Here is a 22,521-nt window from a genome sequence, read left to right on the forward strand (position 1 = left end):
ATTTCCGGCTCTCAGGCCTGATCGTCGAAGAGGCCGAGCTGGGTCGGCGCTGCATCCTTGGCGGGAAGCACGACGACGCGCAGTCCGCGCCTGAGGTTGCGGATCGCGTGCGTCCACGCGCGCTTTTCGCCCGCACACAGGTCGGTGTCATCGTCCTTGCGCCGGATGGACTCGGTCAACGCCTCGTGCCACGCCGTCTCCTGCTCCTGGCTGATCCTCAGGTAGTCGAGAATGGTGTCGCGGTCGTGCTCACAGATCACGGCAACCTCTTCGGCGCTGAGCTCGCCCGTTCCGTCGGCGTCGAGTTCGAGGAGCGCCATGAGTGCCGGAGGAAATTCGTGGCACTCGTGTGATTCGTATTCGGCACCGGGATCTTCGTGCTCGGAGGCCATCCCGTCGTTGAAGGCGGTGTCTCCGGTAGCGCGAATGGGTTGCCCGCCCAGTTCTTCGGCGAGTTCGTCGGATGCTTCGGCCAATTCGGCGAACGAGCGCAGAGCCCGCAGGAGGTGCTCGGCGACGAAGGGTGCGCCGTCTACGCGGACCACGCCCAGCACACTCTGCTCGACGAGAATGAGTTTGATGGTCGGCCACTGCCGATTGAGCTGGGCGAGAACAACAGCAGCGTTATCGACGTTCTCCACCGAATGCACGACCCGCGAGAACACCTCCACGTACTCGTCGTCCTCGAGGACACGAACATAGGTGACCTGCTCACCGCGGACCAGCGGGATGTCGCCGTCGTCGTCACGCTTGGGTGGATGGCCGAGAAGGCGTTCGACGGCCCCGTCGACCAGGATCCGCAGCATGTCACCCGAACCCGAGGGAGCGTGCGACGGCGTCGTGGCGAACGCCGGCGTCGACTCGCGTCCACTGGTGCTGGCACGCAGGAACGACGGGTGCGCAATGCTCCACATCTCGCGGAAGACGCGGAGCACCTTTGTCACCAGTTCCTCGGGACGAGTGCGGTCGACGTCGATGTAGAAGGACATGGATCCGTTGCCCTCGGGCTCGTGCTCGCACAGATCGGGAGCGCTGAACCCCATGTCGAGCAGCGCTGAATGGTCTTCCGGTTCGAGCATCCGCAGTGGATGCAGAAACCTGTTGGAAGGGACTTCACAGCGCACGGAGGTCTGATTCCACGCGAAGAACTGGATGCACGCGGGTGCGTCCGCCAGTTCGTCCATGCTGTCGTAATGCGACTCCACCACGAGGGTGTCGTCGTCCTCCATCACGGAGATGTAGCGAGCGAGATGAGTCTCGAAAGTAGTCCAGGCACTCAGGATTTCCAGATCGAAAGTATTGTCCGACATCGTCGCTCCTCTGGTCCGGGGGGCGCATGGGGCCCTACCGACGACTCGCCGAAACCCCTGCTTTTCAAACCCCGCCTACGACGGTAGTCCCGGGGTCCGACAGTGACAGTGTTCGTAGGATCCGAAGTGACGATGTTCGTAGTCAGGGGATTATCTTCCGAGCCTGCAGATTGGCGAAGATGTCGAGGAACATCGCTTCGGTGTCGACGTGGCGGTGAAATCCGAACCGCCGAGCTTTCGATCCGTCAGCGAAAAAGTCGTAGTCCCATCCGAATACGAAGTCACCGAACCCCCAGGACGAGACATCGGAATACGGGGTCCGAGCAAGTTGGTGTTCCTCGACGAGTTCATCCCACACCGACTCCTTGTCCGCCATTGCGACATCGAGGGACATCGGGAGCGGAGGTGCGACGTCCATGTCGAAGAAGGCTGCGATCTTCGGCCACATTTCCTGCCAGCGAAACAGGTCGCCGTTGTTGATGTTGAACGCCTGATTTGCGCACTCGGGATTGGTCGCGGCCCAGACCGTTGCTTCGGCCAGGAGTCCGGCGTCGGTCATCTCGATCAAGCTGGTGTACGCGCCGGGCTTGCCGGGGAATCGGAGTGGGACACCCAGTTTCTTCGAGATGGTCGCGTAGACGGCGATGACCATCGCGAGGTTCATCGGGTTGCCCAACGCGAATCCGGAGACGACCGAGGGTCTGATCGCCGACCACGTCCACGACTTGCCGAGCTGCCTGCGTTCGAGGAACTGCTGTTGGTCGACGTTGAACTCGGGTGGCATGTGCGGTGGATCGCTCTCGCGGGCCGGAGTTTTGAACGGTCCGAGATGTGCCCCGTAAACCTTGTAGCCCTGCATCAGGCTGACGTGCTCGAGTCCGCCGGCAACGGGTTCGATGGCGTCGAGAGTGTTGACCAGCATCGCCAAGTTGGGCGGGACCAGCTCGGCCCATGTCGGGCGGTCTTGATAGGCGGCGTAGAAGACGTGGGTGACGTCGTCCAGTCCGCTCAGTGCCGCTGCAGTCCGGGAAGGATCGAGCAGGTCGACTGCGATGTGTTCGACCCGGTCGGTGTTCGTGCCGCCTCTGCGCGAGAGTCCGATGATCTTCCATTCGCCGGTTGATCCGAGGTGATCGATCAAGTTCCCACCGATCACACCTCGGGCTCCGACCACGAGTGCGACTTTATTGTGATGCACCATTTCAGCCTCCCATTGAAATATCGCGATGTTGCGATATAGGGAGTGAACCATATATATCGGCATTTCGCGATCTAGCGGTATGATCTCGAGCATGGAAGACGCAACAACCGAGTGGGAAACGGCGTTCAAGGCGCTGGCCAACCCGATGCGTGTACAAATCCTGCAGTGGTTGAAAGACCCCGGGAGCTTTCCCCCTCAGCTCGAGCCTGCCGAGGAGGTCGGAGTGTGCCTCAAGCACATACAAGCGAGGGCGAAGGTGTCGCAATCGACTGCGTCTCAGTACATGGCCGCACTCCAGGCCGCGGATCTGGTCACCACCACACGAATCGGCCAGTGGCGGCATTACAAACGAAACGAGCAACAGATCGAGAAGCTTGCTGCATTCATCAGGCAGGGTTTGTAGGTACCAGCACCTGACCGATCCCTCCGGAACCGCGGACGTTGTGGCAAAACCTCACATCGCCGGAGCCGTCGGTATGTGCATTGTGGTCGTTTCTCGGGTTGCTCGCTGTCCTTACGCTCGGCAGAGGAGTCCGGCGAGGGGAGGCGTGCGATGAGTCGTGAGAGCTGGGTGGGCCGTGATGCCCGATCCATCGCCGAAGCCGTGCGGTCGGGTCAGGCGTCGACGCGGACCGTCGTCGAAGAACATCTCGCACGGATCGACGAATGCAACGGCGAGCTCAACGCACTGGTCACCGTGTGCGCCGAGGACGCGCGTGCGGCCGCAGACAACCTGGATGAACGTCGCCTTCTCGGCGAGACACTCGGTCCCCTTGCCGGGGTTCCGTTCACGGTCAAGGACTTGATCGCCACAGCCGGCGTGCGTACCACCGCCGGTTCTCGCACTCTGGCGGACAACATACCGGCCGTCGACGCCCCGGCCGTTGCAGCGTTCAAGGCTGCCGGCGCAATCCTGATCGGCAAGACCAACACGCCGGAATTCGGCGCGTGCGGCCTGACGCGCAACGAACTGTTCGGAACCACGGCCAGCCCGGTGCGACCGGACGGCGTCGTCCGGTCCCCCGGCGGATCGAGTGGCGGTGAGTCCGCGTCGGTTGCTGCCGGAATGAGCGTGCTCGGACTCGGTACGGATTTTGGTGGCTCGGTGCGTTGGCCCGCCCACTGCACCGGCCTCACTTCGGTTCGCCCGACGCTCGGCCGTATCGACCCGGAAGGGCAATACCCCGGCGTGCTTTCGGATGGACGGGTACTCGCCAATCCGGCGACGATGCACGGCACGATCCAGACCATCGGCCCACTGGCCCGCAACCTCGGTGATGCGACGCTTGCGCTGCGCGTCCTGTCGAAGCCGTATCTCGCGTGGACCGAGCCGGACTCGGTCGACGTCGAACACCTCGACATCCGCTGGACACCCGGCGAAGGGACCATGCCTGTCGACGAAAAAATCCTGTCGGCGGTTCGCTCGGTGGCGAACAGCCTGGACGCGAGTGAGTACGACGGTCTGGCTCTGCCGCGGGCCAACGCGCTTTTCGGCGCGTTGCGATCGGTCGAGACCCACGCGGACATCCACTCTCTCGCCGCAGGTTCAGCGCACTCTTTCGACGCGGACATCACCGCCATGCTTGCGGCAGGCCATGATCGGAGTTCAGCCGAGGTGGAAGCGCTGTGGGCGGATCGCGCGGTGTTGATCACCGACTTCCTCGGCGAGGTGGGCGACGTCCTGATTCTGCCGGTTGCGTCGGTGCTCGCTCCGCCGCTCGGTGTGGAGAGCTTCGAGGTGGGCGGTCGCAAACTCACGTGGATGGACGCGCTCGCGAGTTGCCGGGCGATCAGTGTGCTCGGCCTTCCGTCGGTCGTGGTTCCGGTAGGACTCTCCCGCGACGGTTTGCCGATCGGAGTGCAGGTGGTGGCGCGACCGTTCCACGAGCATGTTGCGCTGTCCGTGGCGGCGCGAATCACGTCGAATGCGCAAGCTCTAGTCTGACTTCCATCTTTCGGTTTCGGCTGCGAAACGTGTTGCGTACGAGTCGGCCAGGTCGTGAAGCGTGGTGACGCAGTCGCCGTAGTACGTCGGTGCATGCATGGTAGCCAGAATCCGCGGCTCGAGGTCGGCCAGGGCGCGGATCGTGGGTTCGAGATCCGGGGTGAGGCAGGTGGCGTGGCCCAAGTCCTCGGCTTCCAAAGCGGGACCGACGATTTCGTGCTCGGTAGTCGCGGGGTGGTGCCCGAACGCAGTGAAGAGATCTCCGCAGAACAGCGTGGACGTCGTCTCCTCGAACATCAGGCCCGCGTCCCAACCGTGCGGGACGTGCGGGGTGTCGATGTGCCGGACTCGGCGCCTGCCGGTTTCGAGTACGTCGCCGTCCTGCAAGGGAAGTGGCGCCCGATCGGCCAGATCGTTGACCTGAACGAAGCACCCCATCGCGCCGTGCGCCACTTGTGCTTCGGGGGCCGCCGCAAGCCAGGAGTTCATGGACCCGCACTCGTCGGCCTCGACGTGACCGAACGTGATCCATTTCAGACGGTCGATGTCGATCAGCGTGGAGAGTGCGTCGGAAGCTGAGGTGAACAACGCTCGCTGCCCGGTGTGGAAGAGCAAGGGTTCCTCGCCGTCGACGAGAAACTGGTTCATCGTGAGGTTCGCTTCGTCCACGAAGGTCGACAGTCGGTAGATGTCCGGCGCGATTTCGGTGATCGTGGTGGTCATCGCTGTGCTCCGATCAGGGCTGTTGTGCACGTCAATCTGTCTTCTCCAGCCTTCTCGCCGCCCCGCGCCTGCACAAGGCTCTGGAATAGTGGAGGACGTGTTCGTACTACTGCTGACAGGCCCGCCGGGCGCGGGGAAGAGTTCCGTGCTGACCGCGCTTCACGATCGACTCGGCGAGGCCGGGGTGAGCAACGCGATGATCGAGGTGGACGAACTCGAGCGGTGCTACCCGCCGCTGGGAACCGAGCGGGCAATCGCACACGTCGGGATGTTGTGCGCGTCGTACCGGGAAGCGGGGTACGAACTCCTGTTCCTCACGGCGACCGTCGAAGACGACGACTACGGGCATGCCTTGCTGGCTGCGACCGGCGCCGAGGGGCACCTGCTGGCGCGCCTCGAGGCCGATCCGGATACGTTGCGCACCAGAATCGTCGAACGTGAACCGGCCGGCTGGGCCGGGTTGGACGCTCTGGTGGAAGCGTCACAACTGCTGGCCGGTTCGATGCCGACGCTCAGTGGGGTCGACGTGGTTCTGAGCACAGAAGGCCGCGATCCCGAAAGTGTTGCCGATGATCTGGAAGCGGCTCTGCGAGAACGCAGTCCAGCGCTCTTAGCCGTCGGTGTTCAGAGCGGTGACCACTGAAGCGAACATCGTCGATTTGATTGCCCCAAGTGTGCCCGCATTCTTCGGGCCGATCGGCGCAACCATTTCGATGGCCTTCGCGGTCAAAGCATCGACGGATGCGGTGAAGTCCACCAAACCGGCTGCGAATGCGTCACTTCCGCCGTATCGCCGCCCCGTGGTCATGGCGACGATTGCCGACGCCGGGCTGAGCTTGGCCTGGATGAGAGCTGCCATTCCTTCGGTGAAGGGGATGTTGATGTCCACCTCCGGGAAGCAGTAGTAGCCGCGATCATCGCGCATGACGCGGTAATCGTGCGCGATGCCGAGCATGGCGCCCGCTCCGAAGGCGTGGCCGTTGATCGCCGCGACGGTGGGCATGGGGAACGTCAGCATCCGGGCGAACAGCGACTGGACTTGCTGCACATACCACTTCGCCTTGTCGCCGTTCGCGCCCAGCCAGTCGAGGTCGAGTCCGTTGGAGTAGAACTTGCCCGTCGCCGTGGTGACCAGGGCGTGTGCGCCTTCGCTCAGAGCCTGGTCGAGTAGCTGGTCGACGGAATCGAGCCAATCCGGCGAGAATCGATTCTCGTCCTCGCCGAGATCGAGAACGGCGATCTTGTCTTCGAAGCGCAGAGTTGCGGTCATGATTGGCCTTTCCTGTTGCGGGGCTTGGGCAGTGGTGGGTCGAGATGCAGAACCGCTCGAACGGCGGCATCCAACCGCGCGCGTGCTGCGGCGTCGGGGACTCGCCAACCGTCGGCGCGTTTGGCGGGATGAATGAGCAGCCCGGTAGGCAGGCCGACAACACAGGCTTCGATTGCTTCGACGGCTCGGCCGTCCTTGCGGCCCCAGAGCGCGGTCGACAACCGGATGAACAACTCGACCAGAGACCGGTCGAGTTGTGTGAGTTTCTCGGCGATGTCGGCAGGGACGTCGGTGCCGAGCAGTTCGTCGCGCTGAATCGTCAGCAGCAGCAACGCGGATTGTGGGTAGTCGAGCGCGAAGACGGCCGGAACTTCGGCGGCTGCGACGACGGCGGAAACCGCGGAGGTCGGCGCGGGGTCCGCGAGAGCGTCGTCCACTCTCGATTGCTGAAGCGCGAGAAATCGTTGCGCGGCACGCAGCCACGCGCTACCGACCAGTCCACTGCGAGAGCCGAATGCGTGATAGATCGCCCCGTTGGATACACCGGTGGCGTCGGAGACCGCCCTGACCGTGACAGCGCTCGGTCCGGCAGTGGCGGCAAGTTTTTCGGCAGCGTCGAGCAGCGTGTCGAGATCGTGGACGCGTGGCCGAGGCATGAACGCACAGTAACAGAGCGTCTGCTCTGTTACTAGTGTGCGGTCAGATCACCGAATTTGCGCGAAGATCCTCGATCTCCTCCGGGCGCAGGCCGAAGTCGGTGAGTACGCCGTCGGCGTCACCGCCGAGAGTCATGGGTGGCGCATTCCTGACGGGAAGGGTCTTGCCGTCCACCCAGAACGGTCCGCGGACAACGGGAATCGATGTTCCGTCGGCGCTCTGGGTCTGCTCGACCATCTGCAATGCCTCGACCTGCGGGTCGGAGAACACCTGATCGATCGAATGAATCGGGCCGCAGGGGATTCCGGCACCGCGGATCTCGGCGATCCACTGTGCGGCGCCCTTCGTGGTCAGTAGGTCCTCGAGTTCTTTGGTCAGTTGGTCTCGGTGCGCCAAACGTTCTTTACCCGTGGCATATTCGGCACGGAAGGCGAGATCGGGGTCGCCGATCACCGAGCACAGCGCGATCCAGTGCTTGTCCGAGCCGGTGGCAATGTTGATCGGGAAGTCGGCAGTGTCGAAAGCGCCGTACGGCGTGATCGTCGGGTGCGTATTGCCGTTCGGCGTCGACACCCGCCCGGTGCTCAGGTAGTCCTGCGCCTGGAAGGTCATGATCGAGATCGCGGATTCCAGCAACGAGGTCTGCACGCGGTGCCCACGACCGTCGCGTCCGCGCGAAGCCAACGCCGCCGTGATACCCAGCGCCGCGTAGATGCCCGAGACCGTGTCGATGATGGGGATACCGACCCGCATCGGGGTCTGTTCCCCGGCGCCGGTGACCGACATCAACCCGGACATGCCCTGGGCCACCTGATCGAGTCCGGGCGCGAACTGGTCAGGGCCCACCGGGCCGAAACCACTGATGCTCATCACGACGAGACCCGGATTCTCCTGCTCTAGCGAATCGGGATCGAGCCCCATGTCGGCCAGCACTCCCGGACGGAAGTTCTCGACCAGCACATCCGCGTCGAGGGCCAGGCTGCGAAGCAGTTTCCGCCCGCGGTCACTGCGCATGTCGATGGCGATCGACCTCTTGCCGCGGTTCACGGAAGCGAAGTAGAGGCTTCGATCGCCGTCGAACGGCGGCCACTGACGCGAACTGTCGCCGGAGCCACGGGTTTCGACCTTGACCACGTCGGCGCCGAAGTCCGAGAGCAGCGACGTGCACAGAGGGCCCGCGAGAGCGCGGGTGAGGTCGAGAACTTTGATACCGCTGAGCAATTGGTCCATGGGAGAAACCTCGGTTCTGTGGTGTGCAACGTCGCCCACTCGATCCGTCGCACCATCTGCGTGAATTACCGCTGCAGTGATCGTCGGAGAGGGGAAGAATGAAGGTCAGGCCTGCTTTCGGCTGGGCTCGGTGACAACACTGGTCGAGAGCGCACGGTGATGCGACGGCGACATTGCACAACTGCAGGGCCCGGATTTAGGCGCATTGTGTGACAGGCAGGATTGCGGTGGGCCGATACCGTGAACTCTCTACGGACGGCGATGCAAGCGGGAGGCGAGGCGATGCGCGACATTTCCACTCAGCTGGCGCAGTGGCACGCCCGCGGCGAGGATTTTGCACTGGCGACGGTTGTCCGTACCTGGCGATCCTCACCGCGCATGCCCGGTGCTTCGATGGCCGTCTCACGCTCCGGGGAGGTAGTCGGCAGCGTCTCGGGCGGGTGTATCGAGAGTGCACTGTACGAGATCGCCCAGGAGGTTCTCGCCGACGGCACCAGTCGCGTCGAGGTCTTCAGCGTCTCCGACGACGACGCCATCGGAGTAGGGCTGACCTGCGGCGGAACCATCGAAGTGTTTGTCCAGGCCGTCGGAGCCGATTTCGCCGAGTTCGGTCAGGTCTGTGAACGAATCGAGGCCGATACGCCCGTCGTCGTGGTCACCGAAGTGCGTCCGGGAGCGCCGGCGCGGCACCTCGTCGTCGAGCACGGCCGACGCAGCGGGGATCTGGATGCCACGGAGGACGAGGTCTCCATCCTGTTGCGCACGATGGACACCGGTGAGTCCGTAGCCTTTGTCGCGCCGGCGGGAACTCTCATCGATTCGCAGCACGACTTGCTGGTCGAGATCTTCGCGCCGCTACCGAGGATGTACGTCTTCGGAGCCATCGACTTCGCCGCCTCGATGTGTACGTTGGGCGCCTTTGCGGGTTACCGAGTGACCGTCGTGGACGCACGGCCGGTCTTCGCGACACGGGCGCGCTTCCCCGACGCCCACGATCTGGTCGTCATGTGGCCACACAAGTTCCTCGAAACCGCACCGATCGACAACAAAACCGTCCTGGCCGTGCTCACGCACGACGAGAAGTTCGACATCCCCTTGCTCGAGATCGCGCTGCGTTCGCCGGCTGCATACGTCGGCGCGATGGGAAGTCGTGCGACGCATGAGCGTCGGGTGGCGCTGTTGAAGGAGCGAGGCGTCACCGACGTCGAGTTGGGGCGTCTGCACTCACCGATCGGGTTGGACCTCGGCGCCAGGACGCCGGAGGAGACTGCAGTGTCGATCCTCGCCGAGATGACCAAGACCCTGCGCAATGCATCCGGTTTGGAACTGCGGGATCTGCAGGGGCCGATCCACCCGCCACCTCAGGAGAATCCGACCGCCCTGCATCGAACGGCCTGAGTCGACTGCGCTGAATTCGGACATCTTGTGTTCGGTGGGGATAGGATCGTTTCTTTCGTGAACCATCTTCCGTGATCCGAATGAAATCGAGGTGCCTGCCAAGTGGCAAACCCGGCCGTACCGGCATCCGAGGTGAATGCTGTTCTCTCCGAACTTCTTCGAACCCCGCTCCTTCCTGGTGTTCGAAAGGTCGCCGGCGGCTCCGAAGACCCGACGGTAGCCCGGGTGGGATTCATGGCGGTTCCGGACATCGGTCCGTGGCTGCGACACGGACAGTTGCTGATCACCACGCCGGAAACCCTCGCCCGGGTCACCGAAACCTTCAAAGCATTTGTCGGACGGTTGTCGACGCGCGGAGTTGCAGCGCTCGCCGTCCAATTCGGAGCAGACGGGGACACTCTCGCGCCGGAACTGGTCGACGCGGCCGAAAACGCAGGCTTCCCGCTCCTGGTTTTTCACGGTGCGTGCGATCACCCTGCGGCGAGAGACCGTGAGCAGACGGAGTCGGCCCAGATCGACGCCATGTTCGGGGCCGAGCGCTTGCGACGGCTGCTGGTCGACGTCGTGATGGGCGGCGGCGGCCTCCCGCAATTGACCGAGGTCATCGCACGGGAGATGAAGGGCGCCGCCCTGATCACCACCTCGGACGGACGCGAGATCTGCCGCGCCGGGGATGCCGCGGAGCGCAAGCATCTGTCTGCCTGTCCCGCCGTCGATTCCACCGGTCGTCTGCGGACCGACACCGTCGAGGGCGGGTTGGGTCTGCACGAGTTCGACGGTCAATTCATCGCGGTGTCCGCGATTTCCGCCAATCACATCGACCACGGGCGTCTCGCGTTGTTCACCGGTGAGCGCGTGATGACGAGTTACGACCAGTACCTGGTCGAGCGAGCGGCGTCGGTGTGCGCGTTGGTCATCACCCGTGAGCAGGCCGTGGCGTCGGTGGAAGAACGCCATCGCGCCAACTTCGTTCACGACCTGCTCCTCGGCCGGGCCGGGGACCACGATCACGTTGTCTCCCACGCCAAGACGTTCGGTTGGGACTTCGATCGCCCGCTGGTGATCGTCTCGATCGAGCCGGACCCGATCGACGAACCGGCCTCTGCGGCGCCCGCTCGGCTGCCCGTCGTCGATCGCCAGGCGATGGCGTTCTCCGGGGCGATCGCCCACCGCGATCCCGGTGCGGCGGTGACCGCGCTGACGGGCGAGACGGTGATCGTCATGGGCGTCGGCACCGACACGATGGCATTGGTGCGGGACCTCGTCACGGTCGTTCGCGGTGAAGGTGGCGGCGGGAGAAGGCCGTTCAGTGTCGGGGTGTCCCGGCCGACAGCGGCGATCGACGCCGTCCCCGCGCTCTACAGTCAGGCGCGCACCGCACTGACCGTCGGACGCCGGATCTCCGGTCCGTGGACGGTGACTCAGTTCGACGATCTCGGTGTGTACAGACTGCTCAGTCTGGTCGAGGACGAAAACGAGCTGGAGACGTTCGCCCGGGAGACATTGCGGGAACTGACGGAGGAAACTGCCGAAGCGCAGGACATGCGCAAGACATTGGAAGTCTTGCTCGCGACCAACATCAACATCGCCGAGACAGCGCGCAAGCTCCACTTCCATTACAACACACTGCGTTACAGGGTCGTTAAGCTGGAGAAAATGCTTGGACCCTTCACCGCGCAACCCGAGCTCCGGCTGGATCTGTCTCTAGCACTGAAGATAACCGCGATGCGCGGCATCAATCACTAATATTGCCAATCCGGGTCCGTGGGTTCTGGCAGATTGTCATCACGTCGATACCCCCTCGCTGTAATAGCGTTTCACTCCAGTCACGGTGTTTTGTGAGCTGGAGCACACTCAGCGTTCGGACACCTTCCTCTGCACGAAAGGTCCCATCATGCCGATTTGGACGTTGCACGGAGATGGAAAGAACATCAGACCGGGTGAAGTGGTCGCTCCCGGCGAGCGGCTCAGCTGGGGAAGAACCATCGGGCTGGGCAGCCAGCACGTGGTGTCGATGTTCGGCGCGACGTTCGTCTTCCCGATCATCATGGGGCTCAATCCTCAACTTGCCGTGATGATGTCGGGCTTTTGTACGCTCTTCTTCCTGCTGGTGGTCAAGGGACGCATTCCCAGCTACCTCGGTACGTCGGCGGCCTTCGTCGGCGGTATCGCCGCCATTCGTGCCCAAGGCGGAACGTCCGCAGAGGTGACCGGCGCGATCCTGGTGTCCGGACTGGTCCTGGCAGCCATCGGTATCGCGATCCACTTCCTCGGTGGCCGGGTCGTATTCAAGGTTCTTCCCCCGGTGGTGACCGGCGCAGTGGTGATGCTGATCGGATTCAACCTGGCACCCGTCGTCGCGGGGCTGTACTGGCCGCAGGACCAGTGGGTGGCTCTGATCGTCATGGTGGCCCTGATCGTCATGAGTATCGCGCTACGAGGCTTCATGGCGCGCATCGCCATCTTCCTCGCGCTGATCTTCGGCTACGTCCTCTCCTGGATCCTCGACCGGGTCTCGGGCACGATCACCTCGTACGACGCAGGCACCGGTCAGATCACCGAGCACTTCCGCGTCAACTGGGATTCGGTGCAGTCGGCGTCGTGGTTCGGCCTGCCCCCGTTCTCGGACGAGGCCAACGGAATCGTCGGCATCCACGCTCCGTCGTTCAGCCTGACGTTCATCATCCTGGTCCTTCCCGGTGTCATCGCGTTGATCGCGGAGAATGCCGGCCACGTCAAGGCAGTCGCAGAGATGACCGGCGACGATCTCGACCCGTACATGGGACGCGCGCTCGCCGGTGACGGTTTCGCCACCGCCATCGCCAGCAGCGTCGGCGGTTCGCCCACCACGACGTACGCCGAGAACATCGGTGTCATGGCAGCGACCCGTGTGTACTCCACCGCCGCCTACGCGGTCGCGGGCATCGTCGCGATGATGCTCGGCTTCTCCCCCAAGTTCGGTGCCGTCATCTCGGCGACGCCCGGCGGTGTTCTCGGCGGAATCACCGTGGTGCTCTACGGCATGATCGGTCTGCTCGGCGCCAAGATCTGGAAGGAGAACGGCGTCGACTTCGGGAATCCGCTCAACCTCATGCCGATCGCGGCCGGTCTGATCATCGGTATCGGCGACACGGCTCTGAAGTTCAGTGACACGTTCTCGCTCAGCGGGATCGCGCTCGGCACCATCGTCGTGATCGGGATGTACCACCTGTGCCAGTTCATCGGTTCGAAGAACCCGGAGCTGAATGCGAAGAATCCGGAACCGAACAAGCCGGATTCGAAGGCTCCCGGCGGCGAACGGGAAGAACCCGCCCCGCAGCTCACGTGACACTTGGCTGAGTGTGCTCGATTGTCGAAGGCCGGACATCCTCCTTGGAGGAAGCACGCTCAGTTCGTAGTGCAGTACCGCTCCGACGCGAGTGCAGAAGGCGGCGGATTCGTCCGCGGCATCGGGAAATTCGGGGATGACCCGATCGACGATGCCGCCCGTGAGCAGATCGAAGGACCGTATCCCTTGACCGGCCGCCATCTCCGGAGCGTGCGTGATGTCGTGGAACATGATCGCGCTCGCCCCCTCGGGAGGTAAGGGCGAGAGCCAACCGTGGCGGGCCGCCAGCACTCGATCGGCCGGAATCAGTGCCAGGGCGCCGCCGCCGGTGCCCTGCCCGAGCAGGAGGGAAATGGTCGGGACCTCGAGTGAAATCATGTCGGCTATGCACCGAGCGATCTCGCCGGCCAATCCACCTTCTTCGGCTTCCTTCGACAGTGCCGCGCCTGCCGTGTCGATGATCGTCACCAACGGCAGGTCGAGCTCTGCGGCAAGCCGCATCCCTCGCCGAGCTTCCCGCAGAGCGCCGGGGCCGAGTGGGGAGTGAGCAGTCTGTCCGCGTCGGTCCTGTCCGAGAAGGACGCAGGGCATGTCGCCGAAGCGAACGAGCGCGAGCATGATGCCGGGATCGTTCTCGCCTTGGCCGGTTCCGTTGAGCGGGAGCATGTCCGAGGCGGAATTGAGCAACACTTCCCGGATCCCCGGTCGGTCTTCGCGTCGGGATGCGACGACGGATTCCCACGCCGACGTATCGGGTGGGCAATCGTACGAGCACGGGTCACTCGGCAACGAGTACCCACGACGTCTCGAGGTGATGATGCGCAATGCGCGGTCGACGATTTCGGCGAGCTGGTCTGGCGGCCTCACCGCATCGATGAGTCCGTGCTCGTGAAGGTTCTCCGCTGTCTGGACACCGACGGGGAAAGGTGAGTTGTACAAGGCCTCGAACACCCGGGGGCCGAGGAATCCCACGAGGGCTCCTGGCTCCGCGATCGTCACGTGACCGAGTGACCCCCAGGACGCGAATACGCCTCCGGTGGTGGGATTTCGGAGGTAGACGATGTAGGGCAGGTGCGCTTCTTTGTGCTTGATGAGCGCCGCGGTGATCTTGACCATCTGCAGAAATGCCGTTGTCCCCTCCTGCATACGCGTTCCTCCGGAGGTGGGAAGCGCAAGAAGGGGCAGCTGCTCTTGCGTCGCTCGACGGATGGCGACGACGAGGCGTTCGCCCGCCGCCACGCCGATCGATCCGCCGAGAAAACCGAACTCGCAGACGATGATTGCCACACGGCGGCCTCGGACGGAGGCGCTTCCGGTCAGGACGGACTCGTCGAGCCCGGTCTTCTCCTGCGCCCGCAGAAGTGCTTCGGCGTAATCGGAGTCGGTCGCGACGGGGATCGGAGGGGTATCCCACGACTTCCAGGTGCCGGCATCGATCACCAGGTCGAGCAAGTCGCGAGCCGTCAGGCGGTTCATCGGGTGAATCCTTGTAGCCACGACATGACTTCGTCAGTGTCTTCACCGAGTACCGGCGGTGCGGTGTGCCGGGTCTCCGTCACTTCGGTTCCGTCCGGATCGAAGAATCGCAGCGGCGGCCCGGGCAGAGTGATGTTTCCGAGCGTGCTGTGGTCGACGTCGACGAGCAATCCCTGTGATCGGGTCTGTTCCCATTCGTACACTTCGGAGATCGTCCGAACCCGTCCTGCCGGTATTCCGATGCGGTCGAGTTCGGTCAGAAGCTCGTCACGCGAATACGGTTTGAAGGTACGTTCGATCAATTCGACGACCTGGAAATGATTTTCGACGCGTTCGGCGTTTGTTGCCATACCGGGGGCGTCAGGGTCGAGGTCGAATCCTTCGCAGAATCTTCTCCACAGGCTTTCGCTGCCGACCGAGATCTGTACTGCGCCATCGCCGGTACGAAAGAGTCCGTACGGTGCGATGGAGGGATGGTGGTTGCCTTGCGCTGTGCCTACCTCGCCGGCGACGGTCCACTTCGTTCCTTGAAACGCGTGAACACCGACCACGCTGGCCAAGAGCGACGTTCGAACGACACGGCCTCTCCCCGTCTGTTCGCGTTCCTTCAAAGCCGCGACGACACCGAACGCCCCGTACATTCCGGCGAGAAGATCGGCGATCGGAACTCCGACTCGTTGAACGTCGTCCGGGCTCGAGCCGGTCAGCGACATGAGTCCGGCTTCCCCCTGGGCGATCTGGTCGTAACCGGCGCGACCACCTTCCGGGCCGTCGTGGCCGAAACCGCTGATGGACAGGACGATCAGTCGAGGATTGAGTTCGGCCAGCCGCTCGGTGGAGAATCCGAGTCGATCGAGAACTCCGGTGCGGAAGTTCTCCATGAGAACGTCGGCGCGGCAGACAAGATCTTCGAGGGTTGCGCGCCCGCTGTCGGATTTGAGGTCGAGCGTGATCGACTTCTTGTTCCGGTTCGTGGACAGGAAATACGTCGATTCCCGTTGCGTGTTCGGTGGTTCCAGCGGTGGCTCCACAAAAGGCGGCCCCCACCCACGGGTGTCGTCGCCACCGTGAGGTGATTCGACCTTGATCACGTCGGCACCCAGATCGCCGAGCATCATTGCCGCGTGAGGACCCGCGAGTGCGCGCGTGAGGTCGACGACAATCACGTCGTGTAGCGGACCACTACGAGCACTTGTGTTGTGAGGCTTCGAAGTCGAGTTCATGTCGCACCGCCGTGTTCTGGTGTAATTGGCTGAGCCAGTTGGTGGTTGAGGCCTCCGTAGTTCGGTCGACTCCGGTCCGCTGGACCGAGAAATCGGCCAGGGCCACTGAAGGAGGTATGTGCGGCCCGTCTTTCGAACCGTAAGCGCGCACCGGTCAACGGCACATGGGTAACCTTGCCGATGACGGGTATCAGTGGTGGGTAAGAAGTGACGAACGCTTAACGCACGGCTGGATTGCGGTTGTATCGAACCGTAATTGGGGCGCTCTGTCAGCCTATTTGGTGCATCTTCATGACATTTCGTGCATCTTCATGACCTGCAGGGCGAGTGAGACGTTCAATCGAAGGACGGGGTCGTCGGTGAACGATCCGACGACGCTCTCCAGCTTTCCGATTCTGTATCGCAAAGTGTTGTAGTGCATATGCAGTGCCCGGGACGCCTCGGCGACATTGCAATTGCAGTCGAGCAACGTCTGGAGTGTCAGACGCAAATCTGCGGCTTCGGCGTTGTCTGCCGACAGTGACTTCAGAACGTCATCGGTGAACGAACGCAGTTCGCTCTTGTCCGTCTGGAGCGAGAGGAGTCGGTGTACGCCGAGTTCGTCGAAGTGCGCGATCTGGCCCGGCCCGTTGATACGTCGGCCGACGACCACGGCCGTACAGGCTTGGTCGTAGGCAGCAGGTAGATCGGCCAGGGAGTAGATCACCCGGCTCACTCCCGTGCTGAAGGAGCGGCGGCCGCTGGTGCGATCTCCGGCAACCTTGCGCACCAACCCTTCGATGTCCCGAACCGCACGGTCGGTGCTGGTGGGGAAAAGCGTGACCACCTCGTGTCGAAACCCGACGGAGGGTGCCGTCCGCTCGTGGGTGCGTACCACTTGTTGCCAGCCGTCGCTGAGTCGATCTTGGTCCGTGCGCGTGGAATTCGCGTGCTGGGATTCCGGGTGATCGACGTCGAGTTCTGCAACCACTACGGCAAGTGGACGAGTGACATCCCACCCCAACTGGGTGAAGTGCGCGCTCACTTCCGCCGGCGAGCCGGCTTCACCTATCAGTGCGTCGCGGAGGAAGTCGCCGCGGAATTTGGATTCCACTGCCGCAACTGCCAGCTGCTTGGTGACGGCCAGCGCAGCAACGGTGGCCGCTCGCTCCAGTGCTTGAACGACAACTGCGCCGAGTTCGTGGGTGCCGGCGTACGCGACCATTCGGCCGTGGTCGGTGCCGCCGGCCACCACCCGGGTGAGCGCCAACTGACCAGGAAATCCTTTGGGCGCGTTCTGTAAACCGACAGCGACCCGTTCGGTCAGGAACCGACCGGTGCTTTCGAACAACGGAAGCGCGTTCAGCGCGGCTGAATCTCCGGCCTCCGTCAACACTCTTCCGTCCGGCGAGCAGATGAGAACGCTGACGTCGAAAAGCGCGGCGAATTCCGCGGCGATCTGGGGTAGATCGCCACCTTCCAAGACGATCGACGTCAACGAGCGGTGAAGACGATCGGCAATGTCGAGTGCCGCAGACTGCTTCGCCACCAACTTGGTGAAGACCTCCGAGATCACCTCGTCGAATCCTGCGGTGACGGGAAGAACCAACAACGGCAGCCCTCGCTGCTCTGCCATGTGCAGCATGGCTTCCGGCAGTTCGTCGAGATAGCGGCCCGTTTTCACGGCAAGTGCCGCGACTCCTCGGCGTGCGAGACCGTCGACGAGGTCGCTGAGATCTGTATCGTCGAGAAGCTCTCCGGTTCGCCCGTAGCGCAGCGGGAACCCGGTTGTCACCAACAGTTCGTTCGGCTTCACCCAAGCGAGGATGTCCGGTACTTCCATCACGTTCACCGATTGAACGAGGTGGCGCAAGCCCCCGTGCCCGGCAAGGACTTCGGCTCCACGCAGACTGGGTAGCTCGAGGACATCCCGAACCGTCAGTCTGTAGTCGCCACCTTCTGGCAAATGTTGAAGCTCTTCGCTCGAATATTTGGCAGATCTATCCATGTCGCGAGACTACGCTCGATCACGCGACGAACATTGTCAACAGTTGACGAAAATAGCCTCTCGAAATGAGTGGTTCTCCGTATGTCTGCCAACTACCGTGGTCCGAATTGGCGATCGCCCGCGTCTCCGAGTCCAGGTACCAGGAAAGCATTTTCGTTCAGGCCGTCGTCGATGCTCGCAGTGAGGAGCCTGACTGGATGTCCGGAGTTCCTCAGTGCTTCGATCCCCTCCGGAGCCACGACGACACATATTGCAGTCACATCGGTGGCTCCGCGTGCAATGAGCAGATCGATTGTGCGGATGATGGATCCACCGGTCGCCAACATCGGATCGAGGACGTAGACGGGGGTGCCCGACAGATCAGCGGGCAGGGACTCCAGATACGGAACCGGTTGGTGTGTCTTCTCGTCTCGTGCCATTCCCACGAAACCGACACCTGCCTGCGGAATGAGGGCACTCGCCTGCTCGACCATGCCGAGGCCCGCTCGCAAGACCGGTACCAGGAGCGGCGGATTTGCCAGTCGCACTCCCAGCGTCGGAGCAACTGGCGTCTCGATGTCGAACTGTTCCACTTCTGCGCCGCGCATGGCCTCGTAGACCAACATATGGGTCAGTCTGCGCAAGGCGGACCGGAATGTCGCGTTGTCGCTGCGAGCGTCGCGCATGGTCGTGAGTAGCGATGCCGCCAGCGGATGGTCGACAACAGTGGTGTCCATGGTCGAATCGTAAGTGAGAACCGATGGGGCGGCGCACAACCGGTGAATCGGAGTCGAAATAACCAATCGTGGTTTTCGTTTGGGCAACTATTGACGATGCCGAAGGGTTCGAGTCGTCATAGCGTGGTCGGCATGGCAGTTCCGAACCGCTCGGCTGGACTGGGCGCCAGGAGCTGTCAAGGCCCAATTTTGCCTCCACGATTCCCTATACAAGGAGATGCCAATGCCCGAAGCAATCGAGGTCCGTAAGGTTCCGCTACACAGCGTCTCCGACGCCAGTGAGCTCGCCAAGCTGATCGACGACGGTGTCCTCGAGGCCGACCGCGTCATTGCAGTCATCGGCAAAACCGAGGGTAACGGCGGCGTCAACGACTACACGCGCATCATCGCGGACCGAGCGTTTCGAGAGGTTCTCTCCGCCAAGGGTAATCGCAGCCCCGAAGAGGTGGCGGAGGTGCCGATCGTCTGGTCAGGCGGCACGGACGGTGTGATCAGCCCGCACGCGACGATCTTCGCGACGGTACCGGCAGACAAGGTCACCAAGACCGACGAGCCGCGACTGACCGTGGGTGTCGCCATGAGTGAGCAGTTGCTGCCCGAGGACATCGGTCGTACCGCGATGATCACCAAAGTAGCTGCGGCGGTGAAAGATGCGATGGCCGATGCCGGCATCACCGATCCCGCCGACGTGCACTACGTACAGACCAAGACTCCGTTGCTGACAATCCACACCATCCGTGACGCCAAGAGTCGCGGCAAGACCGTGTGGACCGAACAGACTCATGAGTCGATGGACCTGTCCAACGGCGGTACGGCGCTCGGAATCGCGGTTGCACTCGGCGAAATCGACATGCCGACCGACGAGGATGTCATGCACAGCCGCGAGCTCTTCTCCTCTGTTGCATCCTGCTCGTCCGGCGTCGAGTTGGACCGTGCTCAGATCGTTGTCGTCGGTAACGCACGTGGCGTCGGCGGACGCTACCGGATCGGCCACAGCGTGATGAAGGATCCGCTCGACCAGGACGGCATCTGGGCGGCGATCCGTGACGCCGGACTCGAACTTCCGTCGCGGCCGCACTCGAGCGACCTGGACGGTCAACTCGTCAACGTGTTCTTGAAGTGCGAGGCCAGCCAGGACGGAACGGTCCGCGGCCGTCGTAATGCGATGCTCGACGACTCCGATGTGCACTGGCACCGCCAGATCAAGTCGTGCGTAGGTGGAGTCACGGCAGCTGTCACCGGTGATCCGGCAGTGTTCGTCTCGGTCTCGGCAGCGCATCAGGGCCCCGAGGGCGGCGGCCCCGTCGCCGCCATCGTCGATCTCGGTCAGTAGCCGGTAAGAACCTCGCTGGAAACTTCGACAGTCGCGCGCCGCCACCGGTAATTCGTCCTCGAATCAGTTGCCGGTGGCGGCGAATCCGACCGAGATTCTGCCGGCGCAACCCACTTCACTGCTTGAAAGGATTCACGATGGTTCATGCTGCTGACCCTGTCGACGAGAGCGTTTCCGGTGCGCCCGAGAATCGCGAGCTCGTCATGGCCGATGCGGTCACGCTCAGTGGTCTGATACGCAGGCGTGAAGTGTCGTGTGTCGAGGTGATGGACAGCTACCTCGACCAGATCGAAGTTCATAACCCGGCGGTGAACGCGATCGTCGCATTGCGGGATCGGGAAGCGTTGACGGCGGAGGCGCGCGAGCGTGATTCGCAGTTGGCGAGTGGGCAGTATCTCGGTTGGATGCACGGGTTTCCGCATGCGGTGAAGGATCTTTCGGCAGCCAAGGGTCTGCCGTTCACGTCCGGGTCGCCGATGTTCGCGGATCGAATCGCCGAAGAGGACGACCTGTTCGTCAAGCGGATCAAGTCTGCCGGTGCCATCGTGATCGGCAAGACGAACACACCGGAGTTCGGGCTCGGATCCCAGACGTACAACCCGGTGTGGGGTACGACGGTGTCGCCGTACGACAATTCGCGCACTGCCGGCGGTAGCAGCGGAGGCGCCGCAGCCTCGTTGGCGCTTCGCATGCTGCCGGTGGCTGATGGAAGTGATTACATGGGTTCGCTCCGAAACCCGTCGGCGTTCAACAACGTTGTGGGGTTTCGACCTTCCTGGGGTCGGATACCGGAGACGGGATTCATCGCTCAGGGCGCTGTTGTGGGTCCGATGGGCCGAACCGTCACCGACGTGGCTCACCTTCTCTCTACGATGGCGGGGCCGGATGCCTATGCACCGTTGGGGATTCGTGAGAATCCCGCTGTGTTCACCGAAAGCCTCGCACGGGATCTGAAGGGCTCTCGGATCGCATGGGTCGGTGACTGGAACGGGTACCTGGCAACCGAACCTGGAGTTCTCGAGTTGTGCGAATCCTCGTTCGAGGTCTTCGAACAGTTGGGGTGCCGCGTCGAGGCTGCGCTTCCTGACTTCAAACCCGAGGACATCTGGCAACTGTTCCTGCGATGGCGTTGGTGGGCGCAGCTCGGTTTGATCGATCAGTACAACGATCCGAGTTTGCGTGAGTTGATGAAGCCCGAACTGTTGTGGGAACTCGGGCATGCGGTCACCCTCTCGGCACTCGACGTGACCAAGGCTGCGGAGGCCCGCAACGGCTGGCTGTCGGCCATTACCAAGATGTTCGAAACCTACGACTACATTCTCGCGCCGAGTGCTCAGGTGTTTCCTTTCGACAAGAACACTCACTGGCCCGAGACCGTCGACGGGCGGTCGATGGACACGTATCACCGGTGGATGGAGACGGTTGTTCCCTGGACGATGGCCGGGGTTCCGGTTGCGGGGATGCCGGTCGGCTTCGACGATCGTTCGCTTCCCATGGGTATCCAGATCATCGGTCGGCACGGAGCCGACTTGGACGTACTCCAACTCGCCTACGCATTCGAGCAGGCAACCCAGTGGGTCGAGCGGGTTCTTCCTCCCGCACTCCGCGTGAACTGACCTAATCTATTTCGAACGTATCCAGTTGGGAGAGAACGACGATGGCTTCGGCATTGTGGCACGGGTTCGCGGACATGGGCGCTGTGGAGAAGAACGGCGCGTTTGTCGTCTCTCGCGGTGAGGGCGCGTACATCTGGGACCGCGAGGGCACTCGGTATCTGGATGCGACGGCGGGCCTGTGGTTCACCAGCGCCGGTTGCCGGGAGCAAGATCTTTTTCACTTCGGGTGGTTCGGATTCGGTGGACACTGCGGCGAAGCTCGCTCGCCGGTACTGGCATGAGGTGGGGCAGCCGGAGAAGGCGATCATCGTCGGTCGTCAGAAGGCGTACCACGGAATGCATGTTGCGGGAACGGCTCTRGCGGGTATTSCGGTGAACCGTGAGGGTTACGGCGAGCTGATGGCGGATGCGGCCACGGTCGGCTGGGATGATGCGAAGAGTCTGCTCGAGTTGATCGAGAGGATCGGTGCGAACAAGATCGCCGCGTTCTTCGCGGAGCCGATCATCGGTGCGGGTGGGGTSTATCTTCCGCCGGAGGGGTAYYTGGCSGAGGTGCGCGACATCTGCCGCGAGCACGACATTCTGTTTGTCGTCGACGAGGTSGTGACCGGTTTCGGTCGTATCGGCGGCGAGTGGTTCGCGTCTACTCGTTTCGATTTGCAGCCCGACATGATGACCACGGCAAAGGGTTTGACGTCCGGTTACGTTCCGATGGGTGCGGTGTTCATCGCGCCGCGGGTGGCGGAGCCGTTCTATGCGGGTTCGTGGTGGCGTCATGGTTACACGTAYGGYGGGCATGCCGGTGCTGCTGCGGCGGCGATGGCGAACCTCGACATTCTCGAGCGTGAGAATTTGCTTGGGGAGTCGAAGCGTCTGGAGGCGTCGTTGCATACGCATCTGCAGCCGTTGGCCGAGCATCCGCGGGTGGCGGAGGTTCGTAGTGGRCTSGGTGCGGTCGCTGCGGTGCAGTTGGCTGATCCGGCGGAGGCTTTGCCGTTCGTGAAGACGTTGCGTGAGCACGGTATTTCGGGTCGCGCGGCGGGTCAGGGTGCGATGCAGATTTCGCCGACGTTCGTCATGACCGACGATCAGGTCGCGGAGATGGCAG

17 protein-coding genes and 2 pseudogenes are annotated in these 22,521 nt (G+C 62.9%); 9 read left to right on the forward strand and 10 right to left on the reverse strand.

From position 1 onward, the window contains the following. Window positions 1–11 precede the first annotated feature (11 nt). Window positions 12–1,310 carry a T3SS (YopN, CesT) and YbjN peptide-binding chaperone 1 gene (locus AC1DVN_RS27615; RefSeq protein WP_020909759.1) on the reverse strand — a complete coding sequence of 433 codons (1,299 nt, stop codon included), beginning with the start codon at window positions 1,308–1,310 and terminating at the stop codon, window positions 12–14. 142 nt (window positions 1,311–1,452) lie between these two features. Then, window positions 1,453–2,511: an SDR family oxidoreductase gene (locus tag AC1DVN_RS27620; protein WP_472795770.1), complete on the reverse strand. Its 1,059-nt coding sequence runs from the start codon at window positions 2,509–2,511 to the stop codon at window positions 1,453–1,455. Between the two features lie 91 nt (window positions 2,512–2,602). On the opposite strand from AC1DVN_RS27620, the gene AC1DVN_RS27625 reads away from it, so the two are divergent. Both AC1DVN_RS27625 and AC1DVN_RS27630 read left to right on the forward strand, forming a co-directional pair. Then, entirely contained in the window at window positions 2,603–2,914 is a 312-nt protein-coding gene (locus AC1DVN_RS27625) for an ArsR/SmtB family transcription factor (RefSeq protein WP_007735219.1), read from the forward strand. 150 nt (window positions 2,915–3,064) lie between these two features. Beyond that, entirely contained in the window at window positions 3,065–4,456 is a 1,392-nt protein-coding gene (locus tag AC1DVN_RS27630; RefSeq protein ID WP_472795769.1) for an amidase, read from the forward strand. Here the strand turns inward: AC1DVN_RS27630 and AC1DVN_RS27635 are convergent. Continuing rightward, a complete protein-coding gene (locus AC1DVN_RS27635; RefSeq protein WP_020909757.1) occupies window positions 4,448–5,179 on the reverse strand; it encodes an oxygen-binding di-iron domain-containing protein in 732 nt (243 codons plus the stop codon). The two genes, AC1DVN_RS27630 and AC1DVN_RS27635, sit on opposite strands and share 9 nt — an antisense overlap. Before the next feature lie 97 nt (window positions 5,180–5,276). Here AC1DVN_RS27635 and AC1DVN_RS27640 point away from each other — a divergent pair, with 97 nt between their 5' ends. Beyond that, a complete protein-coding gene (locus AC1DVN_RS27640) occupies window positions 5,277–5,822 on the forward strand; it encodes an ATP-binding protein (RefSeq protein ID WP_477847745.1) in 546 nt (181 codons plus the stop codon). On the opposite strand, the gene AC1DVN_RS27645 is transcribed toward AC1DVN_RS27640, so the two are convergent. Genes AC1DVN_RS27645 through AC1DVN_RS27655 form a run of 3 tightly spaced genes read right to left on the reverse strand, consistent with a single transcriptional unit; the run spans window position 5,790 to window position 8,336 of the window. Further along, entirely contained in the window at window positions 5,790–6,449 is a 660-nt protein-coding gene (locus AC1DVN_RS27645; protein WP_020909755.1) for an enoyl-CoA hydratase-related protein, read from the reverse strand. The genes AC1DVN_RS27640 and AC1DVN_RS27645 overlap by 33 nt on opposite strands. After that, entirely contained in the window at window positions 6,446–7,105 is a 660-nt protein-coding gene (locus AC1DVN_RS27650; RefSeq protein ID WP_070797533.1) for a TetR/AcrR family transcriptional regulator, read from the reverse strand. The genes AC1DVN_RS27645 and AC1DVN_RS27650 overlap by 4 nt, the downstream gene beginning before the upstream one ends. Window positions 7,106–7,148: 43 nt before the next feature. Then, a complete protein-coding gene (locus AC1DVN_RS27655; protein WP_020971408.1) occupies window positions 7,149–8,336 on the reverse strand; it encodes a CaiB/BaiF CoA transferase family protein in 1,188 nt (395 codons plus the stop codon). A 282-nt stretch (window positions 8,337–8,618) separates the two neighbouring features. On the opposite strand from AC1DVN_RS27655, the gene AC1DVN_RS27660 reads away from it, so the two are divergent. From AC1DVN_RS27660 to AC1DVN_RS27670, 3 genes are all read left to right on the forward strand, one after another. Then, window positions 8,619–9,734 (forward strand): XdhC family protein, encoded by a 1,116-nt coding sequence (locus AC1DVN_RS27660; RefSeq protein WP_042926172.1) that lies wholly within the window; start codon window positions 8,619–8,621, stop codon window positions 9,732–9,734. A 102-nt stretch (window positions 9,735–9,836) separates the two neighbouring features. Next, window positions 9,837–11,480 (forward strand): PucR family transcriptional regulator, encoded by a 1,644-nt coding sequence (locus AC1DVN_RS27665; RefSeq protein WP_151532028.1) that lies wholly within the window; start codon window positions 9,837–9,839, stop codon window positions 11,478–11,480. Between the two features lie 148 nt (window positions 11,481–11,628). Continuing rightward, window positions 11,629–13,062: a uracil-xanthine permease family protein gene (locus tag AC1DVN_RS27670; RefSeq protein WP_020971407.1), complete on the forward strand. Its 1,434-nt coding sequence runs from the start codon at window positions 11,629–11,631 to the stop codon at window positions 13,060–13,062. A gap of 51 nt (window positions 13,063–13,113) precedes the next feature. Here AC1DVN_RS27670 and AC1DVN_RS27675 read toward each other — a convergent pair. The 4 genes and pseudogenes from AC1DVN_RS27675 to upp form a co-directional block, all read right to left on the reverse strand. Continuing rightward, window positions 13,114–14,538, reverse strand: a pseudogene (locus tag AC1DVN_RS27675) (carboxyl transferase domain-containing protein); the annotation flags it as partial. Then, the gene (locus AC1DVN_RS27680) at window positions 14,535–15,761 is read right to left on the reverse strand and encodes a CaiB/BaiF CoA transferase family protein (protein ID WP_408989033.1); all 1,227 of its coding nucleotides are present in this window, start codon (window positions 15,759–15,761) and stop codon (window positions 14,535–14,537) included. The gene AC1DVN_RS27680 and the pseudogene AC1DVN_RS27675, both read right to left, overlap by 4 nt. Window positions 15,762–16,050: 289 nt before the next feature. Next, a complete protein-coding gene (locus AC1DVN_RS27685; protein WP_003946020.1) occupies window positions 16,051–17,748 on the reverse strand; it encodes a PucR family transcriptional regulator in 1,698 nt (565 codons plus the stop codon). Between the two features lie 92 nt (window positions 17,749–17,840). Continuing rightward, window positions 17,841–18,464, reverse strand: coding sequence for a uracil phosphoribosyltransferase (gene upp, locus AC1DVN_RS27690; protein WP_019746096.1), 624 nt, complete (start codon window positions 18,462–18,464; stop codon window positions 17,841–17,843). Window positions 18,465–18,687: 223 nt separating this feature from the next. Here upp and bar point away from each other — a divergent pair, with 223 nt between their 5' ends. The 3 genes and pseudogenes from bar to AC1DVN_RS27705 all read left to right on the forward strand — a co-directional run. Further along, window positions 18,688–19,797, forward strand: a complete 1,110-nt coding sequence (bar, locus tag AC1DVN_RS27695; protein ID WP_477994492.1) for a barbiturase — start codon at window positions 18,688–18,690, stop codon at window positions 19,795–19,797. Between the two features lie 137 nt (window positions 19,798–19,934). Beyond that, complete coding sequence (locus AC1DVN_RS27700) at window positions 19,935–21,413, forward strand: amidase (RefSeq protein WP_019746094.1); 1,479 nt, start codon at window positions 19,935–19,937, stop codon at window positions 21,411–21,413. A gap of 41 nt (window positions 21,414–21,454) precedes the next feature. Further along, a pseudogene (locus AC1DVN_RS27705) lies at window positions 21,455–22,521 on the forward strand (aminotransferase family protein); the annotation flags it as partial.

The organism is Rhodococcus sp. P4_E4 (assembly GCF_056401575.1).